A 12,947-nucleotide genomic window follows, 5' to 3' on the forward strand; every position below is an offset into this window, starting at 1 on the left:
CAAAAAAAGGTCTAGCCCAACCACAAAAGTTGGACTAGACCCTTTTTTCTTTCATAAGTGTCAAAGATGGAGGTCATTTTTCCCGTAATACCCTCGAACGCCGTATTATAACACTTCACTCCGCCGGGCAATCCATATGCACTTACCGTAATTATACTAATATGCAATCCTCACTCTGCATCTCCTACGATTTTCATAGATACCTGTTCCAGATTTCCCGGTTCCAGCACGATTTCCCCTTTGCGATACTGGTTTTCCGCCACACGCAGCGCCTCTTCCGGCGAAGCCGCTTCCACAGCAAATTCCTGACTGACTACCTCTTCTACGAGAACGGTATAACGCATAATTTCCGTCTCCTTTTTCAAAAATTTAGTAATACATTGATGAAATTCTTTACATAATATTATTGTAAATGCAGTTAAGTCTTTTTTTGAATATGTTCCAATCTACATATAATTTTTTTTATCTGAAAATCTATTTCTTTCTGCTGTTCTTTTGTCGAATTTTTTATTTCTTTAACAATATCATCATTATTAACATATTCTTTGAATCTTTTTAAGTGTTGTAAACAGTTTCCTAATTTTCCACTTTGTTGTAAACGACTATATCCATCATAAAGATCTGTTTTTCCTTCAGCAATATCTCTCATAACTCGTTTTGAAATTGCATCCCGACATTTAGCGATATCATTAAGCTTCCTTAAATCTTTAGAGTCTTTAATTTGATTTTCTTTCACCATTTCAACTATTCGATTATCAAGGTCAGGATAAGTATCCCTATACTTTTTTACATTTCTACTATTTAAATAATTATCATTGTAGTAACTAAAATGTCTCTTATCTTCATCTTTATGTTTTCTCATAAATTCAATCGTATTAATCATTTTTTTTGCACTGGCAGCAGTTATTCCTAACTCTTTTGCCATACAATCAATTGGCATATTAGTAGCTTCATAGCGACGATATAAATAACTTGCCTGTTCATAAGCGTCCCAATCTTTTCTGCCAATAATATGATATTGTCCTAACAAAGCAAAAATTTCATCATCATTAAATTCTACCGGAAATATTTTACATTTTACCATTCCCCACTTTGCTAAATCTTTTTTTGTCTCGCAAATCATACGAATTGCTGCTAGACGGCTATTACCTTCTAATACTGTATATGTATCATCTGCATTGTCTTTAACTAATAATGGATCAATTATTCCTCCATTACTTTCTATAGAAGATTTTAAAATCTTAACATGTTCCATTTTAATCATTTGTTCATAAATTTTATCTTGATTTGGTTCTATTCCAGTTTTGTTTAAAATACTATAAATCCTAGGATTTTCTGTATAAAACAAAAGATGTGACTCTGGAATTTCTTTATTTTCTACAGTAAATTTTTTATTTTTTAATGTGTAAGTCTCTTTTGTCATATTTTTGACCTGCCTCAAGTATATTTTTAATGATATCGCAATAACTATAATCTGCTTTTTTTTCATATTCTAATAAAGATATGTCTCCTTGACCTAAAAAAGCAGCTTGCTGTTTTGCCTCAAGTAATTCCTCTATCCATATGTCTACAGAATCTTCAATCATGATATTATAAACATAGCAAATTTTCTTTTGAGAAATTCTATGAATTCGATCTTGTGCCTGTAAATAATCATCAAGATTAAACCCTCTATCATAAAATATAACATTATTAGCTACAGTTAATGTAAGTCCCTCTTTTGCTGCCTGTGGTGTAGCAAATAAAATTCTACATTCTGGATTCTTTTTAAAAATATCAACAGATAAATTTCTATCTAAAATTGACATTTTACCATGTATTTTTCTAGGATGATATTTTTTATATATCGAAGTAAAATATTCAATATTTTCAATAAATGAAGACCAAACAATACATTTCTCATCCCTATCAACTATTGTATCAATGATTTTTTTTAACACTAATTCTTTTCCGGACAGTTCATCATAATCATCATCAATTAATTTGGGACAGGAAGTTATTTCTAAAAGACGAATTAATCTTTTAAGAGCTAGTTTATCATCATCAAGAATCGGCTCACCGTTTTGTTTTATTTCAATTTTCATTGTATGAAGCACGTCTTCATACATTTCTTTTTGTTGTTTTGAAAATGTAGCAAATAACGATTTATATATTTTATTGGGTAATTTAATCTCACAACTTTTTTTTGTTTCCCTTATGCAAAACGATGAAATTCGTTCATTAATATTAGCAACACTTTGTTCGAACAAAGTACGTGCATCTAAGTTGTTATTAAGAATATTGGTTAAATTTGTATTCTTTTTAAATTTCTCAAAATTTTCCCCTAAGCTTTTCCCTTTATCTAAAAAATAAATTTGTGCCCAAAGATCATAGGGTCTATTTGCAATAGGTGTCCCGCTCATAATTACTTTTCTTTTAAACAAATCTGATATTTCAAAAAAGCTTTTAGTTAATTTGGCATGAGGATTTTTTAATTTAGTAGATTCATCAACGATAATACCTACATTTCTTGACCTTAAAAATAAAGAAATCCGTTCTTTCTCCGATGATATAGTTTCAAAGTTAGTAATTATAACTTTAACCGGACTGTTCAAAACATAAAAATTACTATTTCTGTTATTATTAAGCACCTTAGGTACAATATACGTATGAAAATTAAACTCATCAAGCCAATTTTTTATCAGTTGTTTCTTCGTGACAACTAGTGCCGTATCCACATATTTTTTTTTCAACCAATACATCATTAAATCAATTGCAATTTTGGTTTTTCCCAAACCTTGTTCATGAAAAATGGCTGCATATTCTAAATCTTTTATTGCATTAATAGCTTGTGCTTGATAAGGAAAAGCTTTGTTTTTTACAGAAAGATTAGTCTGAGAATTCGAGATAATACAACTCATACTTCAAACTCACTTCCTAATTCGTCTACAACTATGAACTTACTATTATTTACATCTTCATTATTTCTTATTTTACGAAAATAATTTAATGCTGTATTTTTTAATGGCCATGGAACTGCAATTATTATATAAGCAGTTCCGATAAACTTCTGACATTCATCTATATATGCTCGCAATTGCAGTTTACTATGACGGGAAGAAAAATCCTTAAGAGTTTTTGCTTCTCCGATAATGAACAAATCGTTCTGCCAATAATAAACATCAGGAATAAACCCTTGAACATTATATCCAACTTTTCTATTTTCAGGAGAATCTTTTTCAACCAAGCAGGTTTTTGATTCAGGTACTAATTTACAAACTTTCTTATACACTAAGTTAACAAGACGTATGTGTTCTTGCGATTCAGCCATTATTTTCTCCTAACGAATCTATACTTTCTAATACTTCATTAAGTGAATATTGTAAATCTTCTAATATCCCCTTTTTTTCATTATATTCATCATCCCATTTCAGCGCCTTTGTTTCTTTTAGCGTTATATCTCTTAATTTCTTTGATAATATATAAGCTAAATCATACATAGATTCTGTTTCTAATTTTTTTAAATTGTTTGTATCTGCATGCAGATATTTTATTGCTTCACTGATATTAGTTTTTAAAAACTCGCTGTGTGCCATTTTATTATTGAGTATCTGAGGTAATTTTCTCACATTTTGTGCTGTATCAATATTTCCACGAACCACCCACTTTGCAAAATCCTCTTTTGTGTATTTATGCAATTGTAGTGAATTAATAATGCTTATGTTCTGTAGTTCACTAAACTTAGAAAATTCCCGAGGATCTGGATCTTCTCCTGCCTTTATAGCAATAGGTTCATAGTATTTCCGCATATCACAATAAGCATCAATAAGCTTATGAACTTCATTCCTTTTTCCTCCACAATACGAGATAATTTCTGATAAAGGAACATGATCAATATTACTTAATTGATTTAGATATTTAGCCTTCGAATAAGGATCCCAATCCCTGGCACCAACTAAATGGCATTGCAATCGAATTGCATGAATTTGAGAAACGGGTAAATTATCATATACAATTGCAATAATTTTATCCCATGGCCCTTGTGGATCTTTTTCAGAAAATTCCCTATATATTTGTACCCGCGTATTTCCTTCTATAACAACATATTGCCCATCAATTTTCTTATTAACTAGAATAGGTTGAATTATACCTTTGTTCACTCTTATCGATTCCCTTAGGGCATCAAGCGAAGAGCGTGTATCATTTCCAGCAGAAAAACTCAAGGCAAGTGCAATGCCATCACTTGTCACGTTATCGCCATATATTTCAAGGTATTGCTTAATTCTAGGATTATCTATATCTAGATTTATTTTATTAATAGGTAATAATTTATACTGTACAGCCATAATTCCACCTCATATCTCAAATCGTATATCAAAATATTTTCTTGCAATGTCTGGATACTTATTTTCAAACATTCTCATTGCATCCATTGATGAACACAATGTACTCTTATTTTTATGTAATTCTTGATTTGCTTCACAAAACTCACGGAAACTCATTTTTTTTACTATACTTGGTTGATTGCACCATCGTGCCAATGTAATATAAAAACTTCTGAATTCAGATATTTTCCATGGTGTATCATTTTTATTTTGAAAACGCATGATATAAGGCAAACAGCCATAATGAAATAATAATTCTATACGTTTAAACGCATTCTCTATATCTAATGCATCGGTGCTTCCAAATCCTACTAATACATAAAATTTTACACTTTTCCTATTCTTATATTGCCGGATTATTTTTAACTTATTATGAATAACGTCATAATCTTCAATGTTATCAAAAGCAAACGTAATATCGCCATCATATTTTGATGAAAAAAGTATTTTACAAATTTCATCATCTAATAAACGTTCATCCAGTCCCTGTTTAAATTTAAAACGCTTCCCAGATGTTAAAAGTTCACTAAACATTCTTTTTCGTTCTTTATAACCAATTCCCAAGAAATTATCATCTAACAAACATATTTTTTTACGCGCTGTATCCAAAAATTCGCTGAGTGGGCTGTGTAAAAATACACGATTATATTTCTGATTAACGCAGAATTTGCATTTACGAAAACAGCCTCTTGTCAAAAAGCCTATGCTATAATCTGTATATTCTTTGAATTGCTGCATAAAATATTGTTCATTGAATTTTTTGTTCTTTTTTTCACAAAACAATTTCTTTGCCCTTACTTCCTTTTCAATCCACTTATCATATAAATGGTAGTCAGGCATGTGATGTTCTATACAATCAGGCAATTTAGGAGCTTTATCAAAATAAAATCCAGTACCTCCAAATTGGACCGTATCAGATTGTTCAAGAAACGGTGGCATTTCCGTATCGGTGAATACTTTCGACACAAAAACTTTATCATATTTATATAAATCATTAAAATCTAACACTAACTCTGTTTGGTATCCCTGTTCTTTATAATATCCTGATATTTTTTCACAAGCCAAATTGGGAAATCGATGTTTTTTCCTTCCCAGCAAGTCGGCATCAACAATTCCAATATTCATAATATCACCATATACTTATAATTCTCTAGTATATATAGTATACTCAATTTCTTCAGTGATCAATTACAAATTTAATTTTTTATATAATTATTTGTTTTGATGAATTATGCAGTACATGAAGTTACTCATATTACCAATCGTTTCAAATAGAAATATTCTCCAATATAGTAAATCTATATTATCTAAATCTTACACATTTAAAATCTTTACACACGCAAAAAACAGCATCCACAAGTTGTATGGCTTATGGATGCTGTGATTCTTATTTGCTCACTCAGGCTTGTTCCTGGGTCTGTTTCTTTTTGTGGCTCTTGAAGAACGGCAGAGCCACTTCCGGGAAGAGGGTGTAGCTCAGGACGTCTTCCGGGCTGGCATCGGGGAATCCTTCTTTAGCCAGTTCTTCTTTGGCTTTGCCCAGTTCCGGTTCCAGGTCGTCGGCAGGACGGTGGTCGATGACGGGTTCGTCGCCGATGCACATTTTGCGGAATTCTTCGGAGATGGTACCCGGTACACGGCCGTATTTACCGCGGACGATGTCCCGGACTTCGTTGGTAATGATTTTGTAGCGGCCGAAGAGTACGTTCAGTGCTGCCGCCGAGCCGGTAATCTGGCTGGTCGGTGTGACCAGTGGCGGATAGCCCAGGTCACGGCGGACGTTCGGCATTTCGGCCAGTACGTCGTCAAAGCGGTCTTCCGCTCCCTGGTTCTTGAGCTGGTTGTACAGGTTGGTCAGCATGCCGCCGGGAATCTGGTATTTGCGGACAGCGGGGTTGATCTGGGCCGGCATGGTCAGTTTGAATTCGTCGGCCAGTTCTTTGCGGACTTTTTTGAAGTGTTCCGTCAGGGGCCATAATTTTTCTATGTCGATGCCGGAGTCGTAGATACTCCCCTGCAGTGCCATGACCATCGTTTCCGTGGCTGGCTGGCTGGTGATTTCCCCAAAGGGCGACAGGGCTGTATCGATGATATCTACGCCGGCTTCGATGGCCTTGAGATAGGTCATTTCGCCAAATCCGCAGGTGCAGTGCGTATGCAGTTCGATAGGTACGTGCAGGTGTTTTTTCAGCATGCGTACCAGGTTGTAGGCATCGTACGGTGCCAAAAGACCGGACATGTCCTTGATGCAGACCGAATCGACGCCCATTTCTTCCAGTTCGCCGGCTACGCGAGTAAACGATTCCAGCGTGTGGATGGGGCTGATGGTATAGACCAGGGTTCCCTGCACGTGAACGGATTTCGTATCTTTTGCCGCCTTGATGGCCGCTTCCATGTTGCGCGGGTCGTTGAGAGCATCGAATACGCGGATGATGTCGATGCCGTTATCGACGGCGCGGTTGACAAATTCGTATACCACATCGTCGGCATAATGGCGGTATCCCAGGATATTCTGTCCACGGAACAGCATCTGCAGCGGCGTTTTCTGTACGTACTTCTTGATGGTCCGCAACCGTTCCCACGGGTCTTCATCGAGAAAGCGCATACACGTATCAAAGGTAGCGCCACCCCAACATTCCAGGGCATTGTAGCCGATATCATCCATTGCTTCCAGCACGGGCAGCATCTGTCTGAGCCGCATCCGTGTCGCCGCAATGGACTGGTGGCCATCGCGGAGCACCGTTTCTGTAATCTTTACTTGAGCCATTCTATATCCTCCATCTGGTTTTTATCCTATGAAATCTAGTACTATTACGTGGTACTAAAGACATATACAGGTATTATACCATATTTGCCCATAATAAGACAGACTGCCCTGGCTGGTATAGATAAAAAGAACATTTCCTCATGATTTGTATGCATAGAGGAAATGTTCTTTTTTATGTACTATCAGCTTCTCCGCTACAGGGATTTATTTGGCAGCGCCGGCTTTATCGGCAGCAAGGATGGCATCATAGACTTCATCGGCCGTAATGTCGGCACGGACGTTCTTGGTGAATTCTTTCGGCGATGCGGCGATTTTGGCAGCCCGGCGGAAATCGGCTTCGACAAATTCCGTAACACCCAGATCAGCCAGTGTGGACGGCAGGCCGACGGCGTGGATGTAGTTGAGGACCGTATCCCATTCTTCTTTAGGAGCCTTTTCGAGAATGAGCTGGGCGATGAGGCCGAAGGCGACTTTTTCACCGTGGGATGTGCCGTTGGCGTGAATCTGCGGTACGGCACCGAGGCCGTCATTGATGGCATGGGCAGCAGCCAGACCGCCGCAGATGGCGCCGAACCCGCTGAGGTAAATGCAGGCTTCGACGACGTTTTCCAAATCTTCGTTCACTTCATTGCGGTCTACAGCTTCCAGAGCCTTGACGGAATGATCGAGGAGGAGGTCATAGCAGAGTTTTGCCATGGCCAGCGACGTATGGGAGCAGTTGCCCCGTGCCATGGTGCGGGCACCGGTACGCCAGCAGGCGCGGGCTTCAAAATACGTAGCCAGAGCATCGCCCATGCCGGATACGAGGAATTTGCGCGGTGCCTGGGCAATGACGCCTGTATCGACGAGGACGACGTCGGGGTTGCGGACCATGTTGATGACTTTGACGACGACGCCTTCTTCATTGTAGACGACGGAAAGGCCGGCGCAGGGAGCATCGTTGGATGCGATGGTCGGGATGATGACACAGGGAATGCCGCCCATTTTGGTTGCCACGGCTTTGGCCGTATCGATGGCCGTACCACCGCCGGCACCGATGACGATATCACAGCCGGCAGCAGTCCCGTCGGCGATGGCCTTTTCGATGGCTTCCATGGTGCACTGGTTGTGGAATTCGGAATAGACCATTTCCTTTTCTACGCTCTTGAGGGCCGTTTCGATGCGGTCGCCGATGCGCTGTTTATTATTGGGGGAACAGATGAGCAAGAACTTATTGCCCAGTTTTTTTACGAATTTTCCCAGGTTGTCGAGTTCACCTGCGCCCTGGATATACTGTCCTACGTCTCTGAGTACTACTGCCATTGTACGTAAACCTCCTTGATGCTATGCCTTTGTATAAAAATAATAACTTCTCATACAGACGATTTTACCATAGACTGGAAAGAAAAGGAAGAATTTCATGCGAATTTACGTATGAATTTGTATATTCGTATTTCTCATACAGTCCACGGACGGTTTCATTTTGACATTCCCCGCCGCTCATTATACAATATTGTATATATTCTTTATTATATATGGAAATGGAGGCCTTTTTTATGGCTATTACAACGCAGGATATAGAACAAGTACTGGAACGGGATATCCGCCCCATCTTGGCGTCCCATCACGGCAATGTGGTATTGCAGGATTTCGCCGATGGCAAGGTATACATCCGCCTGACCGGCATGTGCAGCGGCTGTCCGTCTGCAACGATTACGACGGAAGAAATCGTTGCCGAACGGCTGAAAGCGGTGTTCCCGGAAATCGAAGATGTCATCCTCGACACGAGCGTAAGCGACGACCTCATTGCCCAGGCCAAGGCTATCCTCAGCCAGCATCATGTGTAGGCAGCCTATGGTTATCGGCATCAAATACTGCGGCGGCTGCAACAGCACCTACGACCGGGCACAGGAAGTACGGCGGCTCATGGCTGACTTTCCCGGCCACACCTGGGTCTATGCGGCCCATGGTGTCCGTCAGGCCGATTACTGGCTCATCGTCTGCGGCTGTCCCTGCATCTGCGCCAATACAGACGGGCTCGAAGCCCGCAGAAAAATCGTGACGCTCCAGTGCCCTGACGACTTTACGGCTGTCCGGTCTTTATTATAAGGATTGTCTCCGCCTTTTCTACAGACAAAACGAAACGAACCTGGTTTCCACGGAAGAGGGCCAGGTTCGTTTCGTTTTAGTGAAGGATTGGTATTGTATGAAAAGTAAGAGACGAACTCTTACAGGGCCGCTAATTTCTTGTATGTTTCCCGCCGTTCCCGCGCGTCTTCTTCGGCCTGCTGCAACAACTGCGGTGCCGTATCGGGGAATTTCTGGATCAGGGACGCATAGCGTACTTCGCCACGGATGAAATCCTGGAAGCTTTCCGTCGGTTCTTTGGAGTCGAGGCGGAACGGATTTTCTCCCTGTGCTTTGAGGTCCGGGTTGTAGCGGTAGAGGGACCAGTACCCCGATTCGACAGCTTTTTTAGCTTCCAGCTGTGTCCTGGCCATGCCGGCCTTGATGCCGTGATTGGAGCATGGCGCATAGGCGATAATCAGGCTCGGGCCATGGTAGGCTTCGGCTTCGCGGATGGCTCTCAGCGTCTGCTGCTTGTCGGCGCCCATGGCAATCTGGGCAACGTATACATAGCCATAAGACATGGCCATGAGGCCCAGGTCTTTCTTGCGGACCCGTTTGCCTGCCGAGGCAAATTTGGCAATGGCCGCTGTCGGCGTCGATTTGGACGACTGGCCACCCGTGTTGGAATAGACTTCCGTATCGAAGACGAGGACGTTGATGTCTTCCCGTGCTGCCAGTACATGGTCGAGGCCGCCGTAGCCGATATCATAGGCCCAGCCGTCGCCGCCGAAGATCCAGTGGCTGCGTTTGACGAAGAAATCCCGTTTGTCGTAGAGGTCCTGCAGGACAGGATATTGCCCTTTATGAACTTCCAGAAGAGCCGTGAGACGGTCGGCACGCTGCCGCGTCCCCGTGCCTTCAGCCTTGTGGTCGAGCCAGTCTTTCAGGGCATCTTTGACATCGGCCGGGATATTTTCATGGAGTGCGGCTTCTGCCAGGCGGGCTGCATGACTGCGGTTGTGTTCAGTCCCCAGGAGCATGCCGAAGCCATACTCGGCATTGTCTTCAAAGAGGGAGAACCCCCACGACGGGCCGTGGCCTCTGGCATCGGTCGTATAGGAAACAGTCGGTGCGCTGCCGCCCCAGACAGTGGAACAGCCGGCTGCGTTAGAAATCATCATACGGTCGCCAAAGAGCTGGGTAACCAGTTTGGCATACGGCGTTTCGCCGCAGCCCGGGCAGGCGCCGCCGGCAAATTCGAGAAGCGGTTTGAGGAACTGGCTGCCCCGTACGGTAGCCTGCATGGTTTCGGGAATATCTTTGACAGGCAGGTTCCAGGTGTATTCCCAATTTGCCATATCGGCTTTGCGCTGGCTGGCCAGAGGTTTCATGACCAGAGCCTTGTCTTTGGCCGGGCAGACGTTGACACAGCTGCCGCAGCCCGTGCAGTCTTCGGCAGAGACGGCCATGTGGAACTGGAAGCCCGGAAGACCGTTAGCTGGTTTACAGACCAGCGTACCGGGCGCATTCTTTGCTTCGTCCTCTGTGAGCAGGATAGGCCGGATGACCGCATGGGGGCAGACGAAGGAACACTGGTTGCACTCGATGCATTTATCTGCCTGCCATTCCGGCACGTTGACGGCGATACCCCGTTTTTCCCACTGGGTGACGCCCAGCGGATAGGTACCGTCTTCGCGGCCGCTGAAGGCGCTGACAGGAAGGCTGTCCCCTTCCTGTCGGTTCATGGGAACCATGATATGGCGGATAAAATCCGGTACGTCTTTGCCCTGCCACGGATCCTGTGTATCCGTATCTATGGCATCGGCCCATCTGTCGGGAATGGCAACCGGAACGAGGGCGTCTATGCCTCTGTCGATGGCAGCATAGTTCATGTCGATGACTTTCTGCCCTTTACGGCCGTACGATTTAACAACGGCTTCTTTCAGGTATTTCACGGCGTCTTCGACGGGGATGACCTGGGCCAGCTTGAAGAAGGCCGACTGCATGATCATGTTGATCCGGCCGCCGAGGCCGATTTCCGATGCGATTTTTACGGCATTGAGTGTATAGAAATGGATGTGGTTCTTTGCCAGATAGCGTTTCATCGATGCCGGCAGTTCCTTGTCCAGTTCGTCCGGGCTCCAGATACAGTTTAAAAGGAAGGTGCCGCCCGGCTTGAGGCCTTTGAGCAGGTCCAGCTGCTGGACATAGGCCTGATTGTGGCAGGCGATGAAATCAGCCTGGGTGATGAGGTACGTCGAGCGGATCGGCAGTTTACCGAAACGCAGATGGGATACGGTGACGCCGCCGGCCTTCTTGGAGTCGTAGGCAAAATATCCCTGGGCGTACATGTCGGTGTGGTCACCGATAATCTTGATGGCGCTCTTGTTGGCGCTGACCGTACCATCACTGCCGAGGCCCCAGAATTTGCAGTTGATCGTACCGGCCGGTGTCGGGTCAAAGGTCATGTCATACGGCGTAAGCGAGGTGTGTGTCACGTCATCGACGATGCTGACCGTAAACCGGTTCATAGGCGTATCCTGTCTGAGGTTTTCAAAGACAGCGGCAACATCAGCCGGCGTGAAGTCTTTTGAGCCCAGTCCGTAACGGCCGCCGACGATGAGCGGCGCACCGGCTTTGCCATAGAAGGCGTTGCGCACGTCGAGGCAGAGCGGTTCGCCATCGGCACCGGGTTCTTTTGTCCGGTCCAGGACGGCAATGCGTTTTACCGTTTCCGGTACGGCTGCAAGGAAGGCGTCGTTGAGGAACGGCCGGTAGAGGTGGACTTTGACCAGGCCGGTCTTTTCGCCGCGGCTGTTGAGGTAATCCACTGTTTCTTCGATGGTTTCACAGCCGGACCCCATGGCGACGATGACCCGGTCGGCATCGGGCGCGCCATAGTAATTGAAGAACTGATAATTGCGGCCTGTCAGTTTGTTGATGTCATCCATGTATTCCTGCACGATGGCCGGCAGGGCCTGATAGAAAGGATTGACGGCTTCCCGTGTCTGGAAGTATACGTCGGGATTCTGGGTCGAACCGCGTAGTACAGGGTGATCCGGGTTGAGGGCCCGGTCGCGGAAGGCCCGGACGGCGTCGTAATCGACGAGTTTTGCCAGGTCGTCGTAATCGAGGACATCAATTTTCTGGATTTCATGACTGGTACGGAACCCGTCAAAGAAATGCAGGAAGGGAATACGGCTCTTGATGGCCGACAGATGGGCGACGGCACCGAGGTCCATGGCTTCCTGTACGGAGTTGGATGCCAACAGGGCAAAACCGGTCTGCCGCGTGGCCATGACATCCATGTGGTCGCCGAAAATGCTGAGGGCGTTGGCGGCAACAGCACGGGCGCTGACGTGGAATACGGCCGGAAGCAGTTCGCCGGCGATTTTGTACATATTCGGAATCATGAGCAACAAGCCCTGTGCTGCCGTGTAAGTCGTCGTAAGGGAACCTGCCTGCAGGGAGCCGTGGAGCGTTCCTGCCGCACCGCCTTCGGACTGCATTTCCATGACCCGTACGCGGTCACCGAATATATTCTTCTTCCCTTCTGTAGACCAGGCATCGACCAGCTCGGCCATAGTCGAAGAAGGAGTGATGGGATAAATCGCTGCCACTTCCGTAAAGGCATAGGAAACATAGGCTGCGGCGGTATTCCCATCCATCGTCTTTTTTACCATGATTATCGCTCCTCTATCCCATTAGTCTTCAATATGAGCAATCTTCTTAGCCAGTTCTTTCTTCATTTCCAGGTTACCCTGACG

General features: G+C 43.9%; 11 protein-coding genes. 2 read left to right on the forward strand and 9 right to left on the reverse strand.

The window, feature by feature from the left end; all coding sequences use genetic code 11:
* Nucleotides 1-170: 170 nt before the first annotated feature.
* From DW949_RS12865 to DW949_RS12900, 8 genes are all read right to left on the reverse strand, one after another.
* Nucleotides 171-344: a DpnD/PcfM family protein gene (locus DW949_RS12865; protein ID WP_118023597.1), complete on the reverse strand. Its 174-nt coding sequence runs from the start codon at nt 342-344 to the stop codon at nt 171-173.
* A gap of 74 nt (nt 345-418) precedes the next feature.
* Complete coding sequence (locus DW949_RS12870; RefSeq protein WP_118023598.1) at nt 419-1,423, reverse strand: ParB N-terminal domain-containing protein; 1,005 nt, start codon at nt 1,421-1,423, stop codon at nt 419-421.
* Entirely contained in the window at nt 1,392-2,900 is a 1,509-nt protein-coding gene (locus DW949_RS12875) for a DEAD/DEAH box helicase (protein ID WP_118023599.1), read from the reverse strand. The genes DW949_RS12870 and DW949_RS12875 overlap by 32 nt, the downstream gene beginning before the upstream one ends.
* Complete coding sequence (locus tag DW949_RS12880; protein ID WP_118023600.1) at nt 2,897-3,310, reverse strand: hypothetical protein; 414 nt, start codon at nt 3,308-3,310, stop codon at nt 2,897-2,899. Before DW949_RS12880 ends, DW949_RS12875 begins: the two co-directional genes overlap by 4 nt.
* Nucleotides 3,303-4,325, reverse strand: coding sequence for a ParB/Srx family N-terminal domain-containing protein (locus DW949_RS12885; RefSeq protein ID WP_118023601.1), 1,023 nt, complete (start codon nt 4,323-4,325; stop codon nt 3,303-3,305). Before DW949_RS12885 ends, DW949_RS12880 begins: the two co-directional genes overlap by 8 nt.
* 9 nt (nt 4,326-4,334) lie before the next feature.
* Complete coding sequence (locus DW949_RS12890; protein ID WP_118023602.1) at nt 4,335-5,489, reverse strand: hypothetical protein; 1,155 nt, start codon at nt 5,487-5,489, stop codon at nt 4,335-4,337.
* Nucleotides 5,490-5,763: 274 nt separating this feature from the next.
* Nucleotides 5,764-7,131, reverse strand: a complete 1,368-nt coding sequence (locus tag DW949_RS12895) for a pyruvate carboxylase subunit B (protein WP_118023603.1) — start codon at nt 7,129-7,131, stop codon at nt 5,764-5,766.
* 204 nt (nt 7,132-7,335) lie between these two features.
* Nucleotides 7,336-8,433 carry a glycerol dehydrogenase gene (locus DW949_RS12900; protein ID WP_118023604.1) on the reverse strand — a complete coding sequence of 366 codons (1,098 nt, stop codon included), beginning with the start codon at nt 8,431-8,433 and terminating at the stop codon, nt 7,336-7,338.
* A gap of 233 nt (nt 8,434-8,666) precedes the next feature.
* Between DW949_RS12900 and DW949_RS12905 the strand changes: the two genes are divergently transcribed.
* Both DW949_RS12905 and DW949_RS12910 read left to right on the forward strand, forming a co-directional pair.
* The gene (locus DW949_RS12905; RefSeq protein ID WP_118023605.1) at nt 8,667-8,957 is read left to right on the forward strand and encodes a NifU family protein; all 291 of its coding nucleotides are present in this window, start codon (nt 8,667-8,669) and stop codon (nt 8,955-8,957) included.
* 7 nt (nt 8,958-8,964) lie between these two features.
* Nucleotides 8,965-9,219: a hypothetical protein gene (locus DW949_RS12910; RefSeq protein WP_118023606.1), complete on the forward strand. Its 255-nt coding sequence runs from the start codon at nt 8,965-8,967 to the stop codon at nt 9,217-9,219.
* 119 nt (nt 9,220-9,338) lie between these two features.
* Here DW949_RS12910 and nifJ read toward each other — a convergent pair whose 3' ends face one another.
* Complete coding sequence (nifJ, locus tag DW949_RS12915; protein WP_199595927.1) at nt 9,339-12,863, reverse strand: pyruvate:ferredoxin (flavodoxin) oxidoreductase; 3,525 nt, start codon at nt 12,861-12,863, stop codon at nt 9,339-9,341.
* Between the last annotated feature and the right edge of the window lie 84 nt (nt 12,864-12,947).

The organism is Megasphaera sp. AM44-1BH, assembly GCF_003467125.1.
Classification (GTDB): Bacteria; Bacillota; Negativicutes; order Veillonellales; family Megasphaeraceae; genus Megasphaera.

What these genes read in the sequence shown, in the direction of transcription:
- DW949_RS12865 (WP_118023597.1), bottom strand. Translation starts at nt 344, where the DNA reads ATGCGTTATACCGTTCTCGTAGAAGAGGTAGTCAGTCAGGAATTTGCT.
- DW949_RS12870 (WP_118023598.1), bottom strand. Translation starts at nt 1,423, where the DNA reads ATGACAAAAGAGACTTACACATTAAAAAATAAAAAATTTACTGTAGAA.
- DW949_RS12875 (WP_118023599.1), bottom strand. Translation starts at nt 2,900, where the DNA reads ATGAGTTGTATTATCTCGAATTCTCAGACTAATCTTTCTGTAAAAAAC.
- DW949_RS12880 (WP_118023600.1), bottom strand. Translation starts at nt 3,310, where the DNA reads ATGGCTGAATCGCAAGAACACATACGTCTTGTTAACTTAGTGTATAAG.
- DW949_RS12885 (WP_118023601.1), bottom strand. Translation starts at nt 4,325, where the DNA reads ATGGCTGTACAGTATAAATTATTACCTATTAATAAAATAAATCTAGAT.
- DW949_RS12890 (WP_118023602.1), bottom strand. Translation starts at nt 5,489, where the DNA reads ATGAATATTGGAATTGTTGATGCCGACTTGCTGGGAAGGAAAAAACAT.
- DW949_RS12895 (WP_118023603.1), bottom strand. Translation starts at nt 7,131, where the DNA reads ATGGCTCAAGTAAAGATTACAGAAACGGTGCTCCGCGATGGCCACCAG.
- DW949_RS12900 (WP_118023604.1), bottom strand. Translation starts at nt 8,433, where the DNA reads ATGGCAGTAGTACTCAGAGACGTAGGACAGTATATCCAGGGCGCAGGT.
- DW949_RS12905 (WP_118023605.1), top strand. Translation starts at nt 8,667, where the DNA reads ATGGCTATTACAACGCAGGATATAGAACAAGTACTGGAACGGGATATC.
- DW949_RS12910 (WP_118023606.1), top strand. Translation starts at nt 8,965, where the DNA reads ATGGTTATCGGCATCAAATACTGCGGCGGCTGCAACAGCACCTACGAC.
- nifJ (WP_199595927.1), bottom strand. Translation starts at nt 12,863, where the DNA reads ATGGTAAAAAAGACGATGGATGGGAATACCGCCGCAGCCTATGTTTCC.